This window comes from Larkinella ripae, from assembly GCF_054780775.1.
Genome location: NZ_BAAGVR010000028.1, coordinates 678,273 through 693,014, shown reverse-complemented (window position 1 = coordinate 693,014; position 14,742 = coordinate 678,273). Strand labels below are relative to the sequence as shown.

At 54.2% G+C, this 14,742-nt stretch carries 16 protein-coding genes; 10 read left to right on the top strand and 6 right to left on the bottom strand.

Going from position 1 to position 14,742, the window contains the following annotated elements; genetic code table 11:
• Positions 1–114 precede the first annotated feature (114 nt).
• Entirely contained in the window at positions 115–1,173 is a 1,059-nt protein-coding gene (locus ACYVHX_RS24755; RefSeq protein WP_460674387.1) for a DNA/RNA non-specific endonuclease, read from the bottom strand.
• A gap of 107 nt (positions 1,174–1,280) precedes the next feature.
• Here ACYVHX_RS24755 and ACYVHX_RS24750 point away from each other — a divergent pair, with 107 nt between their 5' ends.
• The 3 genes from ACYVHX_RS24750 (at position 1,281) to ACYVHX_RS24740 (ending at position 4,249) form a co-directional block, all read left to right on the top strand.
• Complete coding sequence (locus ACYVHX_RS24750) at positions 1,281–2,525, top strand: BaiN/RdsA family NAD(P)/FAD-dependent oxidoreductase (protein WP_460674386.1); 1,245 nt, start codon at positions 1,281–1,283, stop codon at positions 2,523–2,525.
• A 95-nt stretch (positions 2,526–2,620) separates the two neighbouring features.
• Entirely contained in the window at positions 2,621–3,436 is an 816-nt protein-coding gene (locus ACYVHX_RS24745) for a purine-nucleoside phosphorylase (RefSeq protein ID WP_460674385.1), read from the top strand.
• Between the two features lie 87 nt (positions 3,437–3,523).
• Complete coding sequence (locus ACYVHX_RS24740) at positions 3,524–4,249, top strand: hypothetical protein (RefSeq protein WP_460674384.1); 726 nt, start codon at positions 3,524–3,526, stop codon at positions 4,247–4,249.
• Here the strand turns inward: ACYVHX_RS24740 and glgP are convergent.
• The 3 genes from glgP to ACYVHX_RS24725 all read right to left on the bottom strand — a co-directional run bounded on the left by glgP (position 4,246) and on the right by ACYVHX_RS24725 (position 7,289).
• On the bottom strand, positions 4,246–5,904 hold the full coding sequence (gene glgP, locus ACYVHX_RS24735) for an alpha-glucan family phosphorylase (RefSeq protein ID WP_460674383.1): 1,659 nt from the start codon (positions 5,902–5,904) through the stop codon (positions 4,246–4,248). The two genes, ACYVHX_RS24740 and glgP, sit on opposite strands and share 4 nt — an antisense overlap.
• Positions 5,905–6,056: 152 nt before the next feature.
• Positions 6,057–6,902, bottom strand: a complete 846-nt coding sequence (locus tag ACYVHX_RS24730; protein WP_460674382.1) for a sugar phosphate isomerase/epimerase family protein — start codon at positions 6,900–6,902, stop codon at positions 6,057–6,059.
• A gap of 57 nt (positions 6,903–6,959) precedes the next feature.
• A complete protein-coding gene (locus ACYVHX_RS24725) occupies positions 6,960–7,289 on the bottom strand; it encodes a tetratricopeptide repeat protein (RefSeq protein ID WP_460674381.1) in 330 nt (109 codons plus the stop codon).
• A gap of 231 nt (positions 7,290–7,520) precedes the next feature.
• Here ACYVHX_RS24725 and ACYVHX_RS24720 point away from each other — a divergent pair, with 231 nt between their 5' ends.
• From ACYVHX_RS24720 to ACYVHX_RS24695, 6 genes are all read left to right on the top strand, one after another.
• Positions 7,521–8,258, top strand: coding sequence for an electron transfer flavoprotein subunit beta/FixA family protein (locus ACYVHX_RS24720; RefSeq protein WP_460674380.1), 738 nt, complete (start codon positions 7,521–7,523; stop codon positions 8,256–8,258).
• A 198-nt stretch (positions 8,259–8,456) separates the two neighbouring features.
• Positions 8,457–9,419, top strand: coding sequence for an electron transfer flavoprotein subunit alpha/FixB family protein (locus tag ACYVHX_RS24715; protein WP_460674379.1), 963 nt, complete (start codon positions 8,457–8,459; stop codon positions 9,417–9,419).
• A gap of 113 nt (positions 9,420–9,532) precedes the next feature.
• Positions 9,533–10,132 (top strand): bifunctional nuclease family protein, encoded by a 600-nt coding sequence (locus tag ACYVHX_RS24710; protein WP_460674378.1) that lies wholly within the window; start codon positions 9,533–9,535, stop codon positions 10,130–10,132.
• Between the two features lie 63 nt (positions 10,133–10,195).
• Positions 10,196–11,929 carry a glutamine--tRNA ligase/YqeY domain fusion protein gene (locus ACYVHX_RS24705; protein WP_460674377.1) on the top strand — a complete coding sequence of 578 codons (1,734 nt, stop codon included), beginning with the start codon at positions 10,196–10,198 and terminating at the stop codon, positions 11,927–11,929.
• Positions 11,930–12,099: 170 nt separating this feature from the next.
• The gene (locus ACYVHX_RS24700; protein WP_460674376.1) at positions 12,100–12,297 is read left to right on the top strand and encodes a hypothetical protein; all 198 of its coding nucleotides are present in this window, start codon (positions 12,100–12,102) and stop codon (positions 12,295–12,297) included.
• A 109-nt stretch (positions 12,298–12,406) separates the two neighbouring features.
• Positions 12,407–12,568 (top strand): hypothetical protein, encoded by a 162-nt coding sequence (locus tag ACYVHX_RS24695; RefSeq protein WP_460674375.1) that lies wholly within the window; start codon positions 12,407–12,409, stop codon positions 12,566–12,568.
• Between the two features lie 30 nt (positions 12,569–12,598).
• Here the strand turns inward: ACYVHX_RS24695 and ACYVHX_RS24690 are convergent, their stop codons facing one another.
• Positions 12,599–13,561, bottom strand: a complete 963-nt coding sequence (locus tag ACYVHX_RS24690) for a YihY/virulence factor BrkB family protein (RefSeq protein WP_460674374.1) — start codon at positions 13,559–13,561, stop codon at positions 12,599–12,601.
• Between the two features lie 172 nt (positions 13,562–13,733).
• Between ACYVHX_RS24690 and ACYVHX_RS24685 the strand changes: the two genes are divergently transcribed.
• Complete coding sequence (locus ACYVHX_RS24685; protein WP_460674373.1) at positions 13,734–14,204, top strand: Dps family protein; 471 nt, start codon at positions 13,734–13,736, stop codon at positions 14,202–14,204.
• A gap of 82 nt (positions 14,205–14,286) precedes the next feature.
• Here the strand turns inward: ACYVHX_RS24685 and ACYVHX_RS24680 are convergent, their stop codons facing one another.
• Positions 14,287–14,652, bottom strand: a complete 366-nt coding sequence (locus ACYVHX_RS24680) for a hypothetical protein (RefSeq protein WP_460674372.1) — start codon at positions 14,650–14,652, stop codon at positions 14,287–14,289.
• Positions 14,653–14,742 lie beyond the last annotated feature (90 nt).

The window sequence follows — 14,742 nt, the reverse complement described above, 5'->3', positions numbered from 1 at the left end:
TGAATTACTGAAATCGATCACAAGTAATTCAACTTTCCGGCCCACCGAAACCCCGAAGCCCCTAAAGTGCGGGAAATACGCGTTGAAATGATATTTTAAGGCTATCAACTGACATCAGAAACGAAACCAGTTTTCGACCAGTTGCGCCGGTCGGGCACTTTCCAGTTGCTGCTCGAGCTTGTCCGGAATTTTGGGAAAGAAGTCGATGCCGGTGCGTCGTTCCACCTCGTCCACCGGGACCACAAACTGCTTCAGCGAACGGTCCGATTCCTCGTTTTTCAGCAGAAAGGCGATCATGCGGATTTCCGGATTGTTGCAGTACAGAAGCACCTTGTAATAGTATTCCGGCACCGCAACCCGGTTTTTCTTGCCGATCGTCGGCAGACCCGACCGCAAAACCGGCCCCGTAACGACGTAAAGTCCTTGGTCGCGCAGCGCCCAGACCCGCACCTGTTCTTCGAGTTGTTTCCAGATGCCCCGGTTGAATTCCGGCACCTGCGGACTGATGTTGCTCATGTAAAACGTCTGCCGCATCATCTGCTGCGAAAACTTAAAATCGCCCGCCGGAGCCAGGTGGCCCCGGTCGTAGCCGGAGCGCGTATAATCCGACGACAGCGCCGAGCCGGTTTCGACCATCGGATCGGGCTGAAACTGCTCATTTTTGCGATCGGCATCGCCCAGAATTTCGTTTTCCAGCAACGGATACGACACCCAATCGGCCTGTTCGAACGCTTCGCGGTACCGCAGCGTGTAACCGTCGTGCCGGATGATCGCGTCGGTTGCCCCAAACGCGGGCAGCGTAAAATCAACGGCTTTTTCGAAGTCGAACAGCGTCTTGGCCACCCCGGATCGCGGGGCCGTGCGGGCCGCTTTTTCGGCCGTTTTCGCCTTCTCCAGCAACGACCGGTCGTCGGAGGCTTCGGTGTCGGTGTTGTCAGCGTCTGCTTCCGGCCCGGGCTCCGGAGCTTTGTAGGGATTGGATTCCTGGCGTCCTTTTCGATCCGACTTTATCCCGACCAGACTTTTGACATCGTTCCAGAAGGCGACAACGGGTTCGGTCCGACCGCCGTAGTGAAGAAAAAGGCCGATCAGAAAAAAAACAAACAATAAAATCAGCGTGTTGCTGCGCAGGCGAAAACCGCTTCGGTAATAACGTCGTGAACGAAAAAACATGGGGCTAAGTTACGAATTCAATCCGTAGTTGGCATTCGATATTTGTTTCCGAATGCGGGATTACGGTTTTAATTTTGTCTTTATTTGCCGATTCCATTCCATCCCGCATGCCGTTCCTACAAATCATTGTCATCGGTGGAGGAGCCGCCGGTTTTTTTGGGGCCATCACGGCTGCTGAACAGTTCCCGGATGCCGCCGTCACCATCCTCGAAAAAAGCAAAAGCGTCCTGAGCAAAGTACGAATTTCGGGCGGTGGGCGCTGCAACGTCACCCATTCCTGTTTCGACAACCGGCAGCTGGTCAAAAATTACCCCCGGGGATCCACGTTTTTGCGCCCGCTGCTCAAGCAGTTTGATGCCACATCGACCGTCCGCTGGTTCGAAAACCGGGGGGTTCGCTTGAAAACCGAAGCCGACGGCCGAATGTTTCCGGTTACCGATTCATCCGAAACGATCATTACCTGTTTATTGCAGGAAGCCCGGCGCCTGGGAATTCAAATCCGGACCTCCTGCGGGGTCCGATCGCTGGCTTTCCAAAACGGCCAGTGGCAACTCGAACTGCTGACGGACGAAAGACTGACCGCCGACCGGGTGCTGGTGGCGGCCGGGGGCTATCCGCAGGCACCCTCCTACGACTGGATTCCGGGACTGGCGGAACCGGCAAAGGCGCTCGTGCCACCGGTGCCGTCCCTGTTTACCTTCAATACGCCCGGCAACCCCTTGCTGGCGCTGGCGGGCGTGGCGGTTCCGGATGCCATCGTTCGCATTGGTGGAACGAAGCAGGAACAACGCGGACCGGTTTTGATTACGCACTGGGGATTCAGCGGACCGGCGGTTTTACGGTTGTCGGCCTGGGCCGCCCGCGATCTGGCCGAAATTGATTACCGGCACGAAATCCGGATCAACTGGCTGGCTGCCCTGAACGAAAACCAGATTCGGGAGCAATTTCAACTGTTCCGGCAGCAACACCCGAAAAAACAGGTCGTCACGCAGTCGCTGTTCGGTTTGCCCACCCGCCTGTGGGCGGCCCTGGCGACGGAAGCCGGGGTGTCGTCCACCGAACGCTGGGCCGAATTGCCCGCCAAAGCCCAAAACCGGCTCATCAACCTGCTGGGAAACAGCACCTATGCGGTTGCGGGCAAAAGCACCTTCAAGGAAGAATTTGTCACCTGTGGCGGCATCACCACCGACGCGATTGATCCGGAAACGCTCGAAAGCCGGACCCACTCCGGCCTGTTCTTCGCGGGTGAAATCCTCGATGTCGATGGCATCACGGGCGGTTTTAATTTCCAGAACGCCTGGACGACCGGTTTTGTGGCCGGCACGCATATCGGCGCAATCCGCACGGACTAAAGTCCATGAGCAACGATTCAGCGTGTTCCAATACCAATAAAATAGTCTCAAAAAATACCACCTAAACGGGGCCGCCCGGCGGTCCGTGGTTACCTATGCTTGAACAAATCCAAAAAGCCGCCGATTTTATCCGCGCGTTCAACACGCCCAAGCCCGTGGTGGGCATCATTCTGGGCACCGGTTTGGGAGCCCTGGCGAACGAGGTACGTGTCGAAGTCGAAATACCGTACGAAACGATTCCCAACTTCCCGCTCTCAACCGTCGAATCGCATTCGGGGAAACTGATGCTGGGGCACTTATCCGGAAAACCGGTGGTGGTGATGCAGGGGCGGTTTCATTTTTACGAAGGGTATTCCATGCAGCAGGTCACGTTTCCGGTGCGCGTTATGCAGCAACTGGGCGTTGGAACCCTGCTGATCTCCAACGCGGCCGGGGGGCTGAATCCCGGTTTTCAGGTCAGCGATCTGATGCTGATCGAAGACCACATCAGTCTGCTGCTGACCCAGAACCCACTGACCGGCCCGCACCTGCCGGAATTCGGCGACCGTTTTCCCGACATGAGCGAACCCTACCATCCGGAACTGATTCAAAAAGCCGAACAGATTGCGCAGGAACTGGGTTTTCCGGTGCAAAAAGGCGTTTATGTGGGCGTAACCGGACCGCAACTGGAAACCAAAGCCGAATACCGGCTGCTGCGGAACTGGGGCGCCGATGTGGTCGGGATGTCTACCGTGCCGGAGGTGATGGTGGCGCACCAGATGGGCCTGAAGGTGTTTGCCTGTTCGGTCGTTACCGACCTGTGCATTCCGGAAACCCTCGAAAAAGCCAGCCTGCCGAAGATTCTGGCGGCCGCTGCCCAGGCCGAACCCAGGCTGACGGCTTTGTTCCGCGAACTGGTGGCCCGGCTCTGAAAAATTGTTATTTTTGGTAAAGAACAGCCGCGCTCAAAATCCGGTTGTCGCTGACTGAAATCCTCAAATAACCTTTTTCACCCTTAAATGGCCGCACCGCTCGTTCCGGATCACCTGGAAAACTTCAACGTTTTCAAAAGCGAAACCGAAAAGACCATCACCGTCCTGACCGAGCTTTACCTGTACGGCTCGATTGCTACGGAAGACCTGGCGGATCGGATTGCGAACAACATCGCACGGGTCTGGAACGGCCCCGAAGTCCTTCTTTCGCTGGACGATAACGAGTTCCTGATTCAATTTCGGGTCACCGGCCGTTGGATCGACGACCCGCGGCCGCTGCTGGCTGGAAACCGCGACTTCAAGAAAGTATTTTTCCGGATTGAAACCGCTACCGACAACCCGCTGGGCGGTATTTCGTACATGGACGGCCGTAACTGCAACACCGGTTTTCTGCGGCTCGACAACGTGGGCTTCGACGGTTCGACCACCGAAGCCCACGAAATGGGGCACGGCTGGGGGCTGGTGCCCGGCACGCCCGACGCCCATCCGCTCGATGTGAATCTGATCGGGAAAGGCCAGCCGGGCATCATGTATCCGCGCGGCACGCTGGTCGATCCGCAGTACCAGTGGAACCCTTCGGCGCAGCCCGGCGAGTTTGGCGGCACCCTCAAACCGGACAAACGGCGGGCCACGCTGGACGATATTGCGATGCTCGGCCTCGATCAACTGCGCTACGACCGGCAGGGGCGCGCCCGACTGGGCGGTTTAACGAACTATTACCACGCCTACGTTCCGCCCCTGCCGCTGGCTTAATAGACTTTTTCGTAGTATTCGGCGGCCATGCGGTTGGCCCCGAAAAAACCGTTGACGTCGTTCATGCTCTGGAGCGTGAGTTGGTTCCAGTCGTCGGGGCGGTCGTAATACATCGGCAGGATTTCGTGTTCGAGCTGGTCGAAAAAGTGGTTCCGGTCCTGGTCGTCGCGTTCGCCGGAAGACAGGTTGGGCGGGGCAACCGGCACAATAAATGAATTTTTGCCGTGTTCGGCAAACTCGCAGATCCAGCCGTCGTACGTGGAGAAATTGATACCCGCGTTCATGGCCGCCGTCATACCGCTCGTTCCCGAAGCCTCCCGCGTCACCACCGGCGTGTTCAGCCACAGGTCCGAGCCGTCTTTCAGGAGCTTTGACAGGCCGAGTTCGTAGCCGGTCAATACCGCCATGTTTTTGTGCAGATGGCTCCGGTACACCAGCGAATTGAAAATGTGGGTGGCACCTTCATCGGACGGATACGGTTTTCCGGCCCAGATCATCTGAATGGGATAGTTCGTCTGATCCATCAGTTGATGGAACCGCTCCTCATCCTGCACCAGCAGGTTGGGGCGTTTGTAGGCGGCAAACCGCCGGGCCCAGACCAGGGTCAGCACCGTCGGGTCGAACAGTTTTCCGCACTGATCTGCGACGGTTTTAAACAAGCTTGCTTTCAGCGCTTTTTTCCGGTCGGCAACGGCGGCTCCGTCGTTTTTCTGCCGGGCCCGTTCCAGTTCGGCATCAACCCAATACCGCTGGTTCTGCGCGTTGGTGACGTGCGTTATTTCGGGAATGCCCGGATAACCGCCCCACAAATGCCGCGACACTTCGCCGTGCAACCGGGAAACCGCATTGGCTTTCCGACTCAGCCGCAGAGCCGCCAGCGAATGGTTGAATACGTGATCTTCGATACCGGTAATTTCCCGAACGGTTTCCAGCGGCACCTGGCCGAAAAAACTCATGACGTTCAACTGGTTGATATCGTGTTTTTCGTTTCCGGCGTCTTCGGGTGTGTGGGTCGTAAACACCAGCCGTTTGCGGACTTCTTCCGCGCTGCCGAATTTTTGGTATAAGTGAAAAACCGCCGAAACCGCATGGGCTTCGTTTAAATGGTACACATCGGGTTCGTAGCCCAGTTCGTCCAGCAATTTGGCTCCGCCCAGGCCCAGCACCATGCACTGCGCGATTTTGGCCGATTCAATGCTGTCGTACAACCGCAGCGAAATCGAGCGGGCCAGCCAGTCGTTGCCTTCGATGTCGGTGGTCAGAAAAAACATCGGGACGGTATTGAAATGCTTCGGGTCCAGGTAATAGACCTTCACCCAGACCGGCGTGTGGTGCACGTCGATCGTAAACGTAATGCCCGTATCGTCCAGAAAACCGTAGATTTTCTCCCGAAACTGCACGTCCATTGCATTATCGGTCTGGCGGGTCTGGTCGTAATACCCGTATTTCCAGAGGATTCCGATACCGATCACATTCTGTTTCAGCTCGTAGGCGCTCCGCATGTGCGAACCGGCCAGAAAGCCCAGTCCACCGGAATAGGTTTTCAGGGCCTGATCGATGCCAAATTCCATCGAAAAGTAAGCGACTGATTTCTTAAACTGGGGATCGAATTCGTAGGGATGGCGATAGGCCTGCGGTAGTTTTGCTTTTGTCATTTGGGTACGGTTTGAATCGCAGCGTGAAATACGCTAACGAACTGGTTTGAAGCCCACTAAAAAAAACCGGGGCAACCTGACTAATCCGGAAGTTACTCCTTATTAACCCGATTACCCCAAGGGATTGTTTAAAATGACCGCGAACCGCCCGCTTAGATTTTCTTCAGATAGGCCAGACTCTGGGGTACCTGCTGCTGGGCCGACGGGCTCTCGTCTTCAATATAAAAATGCTCAATGTCGGATTTCTGAGCGGCTTTCAGCACGGCGGGCAGGTTGATTTGGCCGGTTCCCAGCGCCACGTCATTTTCCGGCGGGGTGCCGCCCGACAGATTGCCCTGGATGCCTTTCTTGAGATCTTTCAGGTGCATCAGCTTGAAGCGTTTCGGGTATTTGGCCAGCAACTTAGCCGGGTCCTGACCGGGGAAATACACCCACAGAATATCCATCTCAAAGCTGACATAAGCCGGGTCGGTTTTCTGCACGATGTAATCGAACAGCGTGCCGGATTCGTAGGGCTCAAATTCAAAACCGTGGTTGTGATACACGAATAGCAAGCCCTTGTCTTTAAGCTGCTTACCAATCTGATTAAAGTCCTCAACGGTTTTTTTAGCGGCCTCCAGCGTGTATTTTCCTTCATGCGGAATCCAGGCCAGCCGGACGTATTTGGCCCCCAGCGTTTTGGCATTCTGGACCACCATATCCATTTTTTTCATCAGATCATCGTAACCGACGCCGTGGCTCGTACACGTCATACCCCGCTTATCGAGTTCCGTGCGGATTTCGGCGGCAGTTTTGCCAAACAGGCTGGAAAATTCGATGTTGGTAATGCCCATCGACTGGATTTTGTCGAGCGTGCCGGGAATGTCCTTCGCAAATTCATTCCGCATTGTGTACGACACCATACCGGGCGTATCTTTCAGCGTTTTACTAAACCGTTGCCCAAACGAGGTTACCGCAATCAGGTACGCCAAGGCGCTCAGTACTATCGATCTTTTCATCATCACCAGGAACGTTTTAAAACCAGAAGACCGGAACGGGCCCGGCCTACTGTACCGCTACCACTCCTCTTCATCGTCCAGGAACGTGCGGTAGGCCCGGTTCAATTCCTGATACGCCTTTTCGTTTTTCTGTTCACCCGCCAGGGCAATGCCGCGCTGGTAGATCGTTTCGGCCATCGAACGATCATTCTGTTCCGTTGCCAGGGCAGCCGCCGGGTAGTAACTCGGCAGGTATTTCGGGTACTGTTCGAGCAATTGCCTGAGGTAATTCATGGCCTGCTCGGGCTGTTCTTCCCGGTATTCCATCGCCAGAGCATAAACATTGAAAGGTTCGTCGGGTTGTTCTTCAATAAAGAGCAGCAACTGCTGGATTCGGTTTGTATTCATAAACTTACGGTTTTCGGTTTTCGGGATACGGTTTTCGCCGGGCCAATGTTTCGATATTCGATATTCGGTATTCATTGTTCGTTATTAAATATCAAACACTGAATTCATTGGTCCACCGAAAACCGTATACCTATATCTTATACCCCATTACCAAATATTAGTATGCACGCATACGTTTTATTTAGGACAAGTTTGTATTTTTGCCTGCATCACCTCTAAACCACAGACCCTATGAAGATTTTAGTGTGTGTCACCAGTGTTCCGGACACGATCACCAAAATTACGCTGACGGATAATAATACCAAATTGAATAAAACGGGGGTCCAGTTTATCACCGGTCCATACGACGATTACGCGCTTTCCCGGGCCGTCGAACTCAAGGAGCAACTTGGCGGCACGGTGACGGTGCTGAATGTGGGAGCTGCCGACGCCGAACCCGTGATTCGAAAATGCCTGGCTATCGGAGCCGACGACGCCATTCGGGTCAATGCCGAACCCACCGACGCGTATTTCGTTGCCGAACAAATTGCCGCGATTGCCAAAGAAAACAACTACGACCTGATTATGATGGGTCGCGAGTCTATTGATTATAACGGCGGACAAGTCCACGGTATTGTCGGCGAAATGCTGGGCCTTCCTTCCGTTTCTCCGGTGATGAAGCTGGCCGTGGAAGGCACTACCGCCAAAATAACCCGCGAAATTGAAGGGGGGCACGAAGACCTCGAAGCCGGTTTGCCGCTCGTACTGGGTTGTCAGGAACCGATTGCCGAGTGGAAAATTCCAAACATGCGCGGCATCATGAGCGCCCGCACCAAACCGCTCAAGGTTGTCGAGCCCACCGGCACCGACACGCTCACCCAGGTATCGAGCTACGAGCTCCCACCCGCCCGCGGGGCCTGCAAAATGATCCCCGCCGACCAGGCCGAAACCCTGATCAAAATGCTGCGTACGGAAGCAAAAGTAATTTAACGGGATACGGTTTTCGGGATGCGGTTTTCAGTTTTCGGTGGGCCATCGCAACGATGCAATTCCCCGTCGAGCCTGACGCCTTCAGCATTCCCTATTCGAAATTCATTGTTCGATAGGAAAAAACGAACAACGTCCGCCGAAACGTTGAACCGGCGGAAACCGTAAACCGAATCCATGAACCTATAAACCACAACCCTCATGTCAGTCTTAATATTTGCGGAACTCGATGAAGGAGCGCTGAAGAAATCGTCGCTCGAAGCCATTTATTACGGCTCGAAAGTAGCCGAACAAACCGGCACTTCGGCCACCGTCCTGGTGCTGGGTGAAGGCAGCACCGACGAACTCGCCAAAGCCGGCCGGTTTGGAGCCACGAAAGTGCTGCACGCCAGCGACGCCCAACTGAATGAAGGCAACGCGATGGCCTACGCCAGCGTGGTGGCCGCAGCCGCTGAGCAGGAAGGCGCCACGATCCTGGTGCTGGCCAAATCGGCGCTGGCCGATGCGATGGCCGCCCGGCTGGCCGGAAAACTGAAAGCCGGTCTGGCCGCCAATGTGATTGAACTTCCGGATTTGAGCAGCGGTTTTCGGGTGAAACGCAGCATTTTTACCGGAAAAGCGTTCGCCATCACCGAGCTGACGGCGGAGAAAAAAATTCTGGCCATCAAGAAAAACACAATAACGCCGGAAGAAACCGAAACCACGGCCCCGGTTGAACCCTTTAATGCGGGCGTGAGCGATTCGGATTTTGCCGTGAAAGTGACCAATACCGAAAAAGCCACGGGCGATATCCTGCTCCCCGAAGCCGACCTGGTGGTTTCGGCGGGCCGGGGCCTGAAGGGACCAGAAAACTGGGGCATCGTGGAAGAGCTGGCCAAGGCGCTGCACGCGGCTACGGCCTGTTCCAAGCCGGTTTCGGACCTCGACTGGCGGCCCCACCACGAGCACGTTGGGCAAACCGGCATCAAAATCAGTCCGAACCTGTACATTGCCTGCGGGATTTCGGGCGCCATTCAACACCTGGCCGGGGTGAACTCATCGAAGGTCATCGTCGTTATCAACAAAGACCCTGAAGCCCCGTTTTTTAAATCGGCGGATTATGGCATTGTCGGCGACGTTTTCGACATCCTGCCCCGACTGACGAAAGCGGTGAAGGAGTTGTAATTTTTGAAGTTTGGGCGTTTACGGCGTAACGGTTTGGCGCGTTTTTTAGTTTTTAGAGAAAAAGTCCTAAACCGTCGCTCCTGTAAACTCCCAAACTCTATTAACTTTGCGTCGTGGAGAAGATCAGACTTGAAATCTTAGGCTTGTCACCCAGCCAATCGCAATCCGGTTCGTTCGCCCTGGTGCTGGGGGAAGAATACGGAAACCGTCGTTTACCCATTATCATCGGCATGTTTGAAGCCCAGGCTATTGCCATCGAGATCGAGAAAATTGTGCCCAATCGCCCGATGACCCACGATCTTTTCAAATCATTTGCGGATAAATTCGGTTTTACGGTGCGCGAAATTGTGATTTCGGACTTGCGGGAAGGGATTTTCTTTGCGCGGATTGTCTGCACGGATGGCACCCGCGAAACCGTGGTCGATGCCCGCCCGTCGGATGCCATTGCCATCGGTATCCGGTTTAACGTTCAGATTTACACCTACGAATCCATTCTTTCGGAAGCTGGCATCACGGCCAGCGCTGCCGACGAAACCGAAGAGCAGCAGGAAGAGCTGGTTCCCCAGCCAGCATCTCGCTCGTCGCGGTCCTTGACCGAGCAGTTGAAAGACATGACTCATGACGAATTGCAGCAATCGCTGGATGAAGCCCTGAAAAAGGAGGAATACGAAAAAGCCGCCAAAATTCGGGACGAAATGAGCCGTCGTAACTAATTCACCTGTTGTCATCGTTAATCGAAGGCCGTATTTTCGCGCCTTCACAACCTGTAATGCGGTATGCCTGAAATACCCAATGATACGGATATTCGTACCCCCAATGATTCGGAACGGCGGAGCGATGCCCCGGCGGAACGGTCGTTGAATTTCATCGAGCAATTTGTTGAAGAGGATCTCGCCAACGGCAAAAACGGCGGGCGTGTCCACACGCGCTTTCCGCCCGAACCGAACGGTTATCTGCACATCGGCCACGCCAAATCCATTTGCCTGAACTTTGGGCTGGCCGATAAATACGGCGGAAAAACCAACCTTCGTTTCGACGATACCAATCCCGTTACGGAAGATACCGAGTATGTGGAGTCGATCAAAGCCGACGTTCGCTGGCTCGGCTTCGAATGGGAAAACGAGTTTTATGCCTCTGACTATTTCGATCAGCTCTACGGTTTTGCCGAAAAACTGATCGAAAAAGGACTGGCCTACGTCGATGATTCAACGGCGGAAGTCATTGCGTCTCAGAAAGGTACGCCCACCGAACCGGGAAAGGAAAGTCCGTACCGCTCCCGCTCGGTTGACGAGAATCTGGATCTGTTCCGGCGCATGAAGGCCGGGGAATTCCCCGACGGTGCGAAGGTGTTGCGGGCCAAAATCGACATGGCCTCGCCGAACATGCACTTTCGCGACCCGATCATGTACCGGATCAAACACGCCCACCACCACCGCACGGGCGACCAATGGTGCATCTACCCGATGTACGATTTTGCGCACGGCCAGTCCGATTCCATCGAGCAAATCACGCACTCGCTCTGTACGCTGGAATTCGAGGTGCACCGGCCCGTGTACGACTGGTACATTCAGCAACTCGAAATATTCCCATCGCGGCAAATCGAATTCGCCCGGCTGAACCTGACGTATACGGTTATGAGCAAGCGGAAACTGCTGCAACTGGTGAACGAAGGGCATGTGCGCGGCTGGGACGATCCGCGGATGCCCACCATCGCCGGTATTCGCCGGCGCGGCTACACGTCGGCCAGCATCCGGGAATTTGCCGACCGGATCGGGATTGCCAAACGCGACAACCTGATCGATGTGGGTCTGCTGGAGTTCTGCATCCGCGAGGAACTGAACAAAACCACGGCGCGGGTGATGGCCGTGGTCGACGAAAAACCGCTGCGGGTGGTGCTGACCAACTATCCGGAAGGACAAGTGGAGGATGTTTCCATCGAAAACAACCCCGAAGATCCCGCCAGTGGCCACCGCAACGTCCCCTTCTCGCGGGAGGTGTACATCGAGCGGGATGATTTCATGGAAAACCCGTCCAAGAAATACTTCCGGCTTTCGCCCGGTAACATGGTACGGCTGAAAGGCGCTTACATTATTAAGTGCGAGGAGGTGATCAAAGACAACGCGGGTGAAATCATCGAACTGCGGTGTACGTACATTCCCGAAAGCCGGAGCGGTTCGGATACCTCGGGCATCAACGTCAAAGGTACCATTCACTGGGTGTCGGTAGCCCACGCCGTCAAGGCCGAAGTTCGCCTGTACGACCGGCTGCTGACGAGCGAAGATCCATCGTCGGAAGACCGCGATTTTAAAGAATTCATCAATCCGAAGTCGCTCGAAATTGTGCGGGCACTGGTTGAACCCAGCCTGAAATCGGCGAAAACCGGTGACCGGTTCCAGTTTATCCGCAAAGGGTATTTTTGCATCGACCCGGATTCGACCGAGGAGCAACTCGTGTTTAACCGCACGGTTACCCTGAAAGACACCTGGGCGAAAGAACAGAAGAAAGCATAAAACCGGGGGACGGTTTTCGGTGTTCAGTATACGGTTTTCGGTTTACGCCGGGCCGTCGCTACGCCGGGCCGTCGCTACGGTGGCTGACGCAGGCTTTTCCGTCATCTTGATGGGACATCAAAAACCGTAAACTGAACACTCAAAACCGTCCCCTTTTAACCGCTAAACTAATGGCATCCCACGATCGCTTATTGAAAGACGCTTCCGAAGTCATTGACAAACGGCTTCCGATTTCGCACAAGGACAGGTTAACCGTTTCGGCCAGCGACGATGCCCAAACGCTGACCATCGACGGTTTGAGCGACGAAGAATCGGAGGTTGTAAAGGAAATTTTACGGAAAGAATACGGCTACCAGGGTTTGCAGTAAAACCGCTGACCCATGACCCATTTACGAACAAGCCCGGACGATTGCCCGGGCTTTTTTATTTAATTTAATTCGCAGTCAGTTACTTACCAGCACAACCGAAACCGACGCATTGGAAAAGCTCCTCAACTACCTGCTTGCGGTCGGAATTCTCGCCGTTGGCTGGATCGTCACTTCCTTATTCTACGCGAAACTAGGCCTGCTGGTTTTCCTGACACCCGCCCCGTATGTGTTTGGATACGGATTGATGAAATTAGCCCGCTACAAAAAATAATCCAATCGCTGGACCGGTTTAGCTACCTGGTTAATTGACGGTTTCCGATTTTTGCTGCGGAGGAATGGCGTTAACATCCCGTTCTTTCTCCTGCTGCTCCACGTAAACGGCATAATCCGCCGGTTCGATTTTGATGCCGTAAAGCTCGGCGTAAACCCGCGTAAATTCCGCGCCGAAATACAAAATTGCCGCGGTATAATAAATCCAGACCAGAATCACAATCAGCGAACCGGCGGCTCCGTAGGTCGAACCGGTGCTGGTGGTTTCGATGTAAAGCCCGATTAAATACCGCCCCAGCATAAAAAGTCCGGCCGTGAAAATGGCACCCCAGCGGATGTCTTTCCAGGCAATTTTGGCGTCGGGCAAGACCTTGAAAATCACTCCGAATAAAACCGTAATTACCGCCATGCTGATGATGAAATTCAGGATTTCGGCGAAGATCACGGCAACGTCCGGCAAAAACCGCATCAGCGTGTCACTCAGGGCCAGCACCAGGCCGTTAACAATCAGAGATACGACCAGCAGGAAGCCCAGACTAACAATCAAGGACGACGACAACAGACGGTCTTTCAGGATCTTAACCCACCCGCGCTTGGGTTTGGCTTTCACCCGCCAGATCAGGTTGATCGAATCCTGAATCTCGATAAAAATGCTCGTTGCACCCAGAATCAGGGTAAAAATACCGGTGATCAGGGCCACGTTCGTCTTGCCCGAAAGCTCCACGCTTTTGATCATGTCCTGAATCTGGGCGGCCGCCTGATTACCGACCAGACCGTTGAGCTGCCCAAAAACCTGGCCCCGAATGGCTTCTTCGCCGTAGAAAATACTGGTGATCGAAATGAGCAGCACCAGCAGGGGAGCCAGTGAAAAAACCGTGTAGTACGCCAGTGCGGCACTGAGTTTCAGGCCCCGGTCGTCGGAAAAACCGTTGTACGCTCCAACAAGCAGCGTCTTCGTATCATTAAAGATCTTTTTTGCTTTCGACTGTGCCATAACGTTGCTGAATTTGTAACCGGCTCGATGAGCTAGTTTATAATTAGTTAAAGCCTAAACTAGAATGATCAGACGTTGTTTGGTCTTTTGAGGCAAACAAACCGCCTTGCGAATGGTTTTTAAGGGGAGACTACTTGAAAACCGTCTTTAACACCTTAAGATTTCACACAACATGAAACTCAACATTGGTCTTGATCAAGACACCCTCAGACAGGTAAACGAGCTTTTGAATGCCCTGCTGGCCGATCAACACGTTTTATACATCAAAACCCGGAAATACCACTGGAACGTGGCCGGACCCAGTTTTCTGGAGTACCACGAATTTTTTGAGAAGCAGTACAAACAGTTGGAAGTTGCCATCGACGAAGTGGCCGAACGCATCCGGACGCTGGGTGGCCGCCCGGTTGCGACGATGGAGGGTTTCCTGAAACTGACCAGTTTGAAGGAAGACCAAAGCGAAGAAATCAAAACCCCGGATATGTTCAAGCGGCTGCTCGACGACCACGAACAGTCGATCCGCGAACTGCGCGAAGACGTCAGCAAGTGTGAGGAACTGGACGATGCGGGTACTGCTGATTTTCTGACGAACCTGATGGAAGATCACGAAAAAATGGCGTGGATGCTGCGGAAGTATCTGTCGTAAATTTTCCGGTTTCTAATTCATCACCGCGCCCGGCTTTTCTGAAAAGCCGGGCGCGGTTTTTTTAGGCGGTTTTTACCTTCAATTACCGCCTGCCGGTTTTTCCGTGCCAATTGGTCAGCAGCACGGTGAGCCCCGCCAGGGCCGTAAAGCCGAGGTTAAAAAGCGTGGCCCGCTTGTCGGCCCGAAACGGCCGGAGCGTCGTCTGCAAGGCAAAACCGGCGATGTTAAACGGGTCAATCCGACCGTGTACCGGAAACGGAATCAGGGGTTTGAGCGACAATGGCTGATCGGTCACGGCCACATACCCTAAAAGAATCAGGGCTTCAGCGGTATAGATTTTTTTAACGGCCGGCGAAAAATTCAGGGCGGTAGGAACGGTTAACAGGCTGCCCACTAGGGCATAGTCAAGCAGAGCGTGCAGGGCTGGAGAAATGGGTTGATTGTTCATCGGATGGTTGGGGTGCGTAATGAATTGACTCCTTGTATAAACCATTTCCAGACATATGTAGACATAGCCCGGGTCAATTGTTTTCAAATG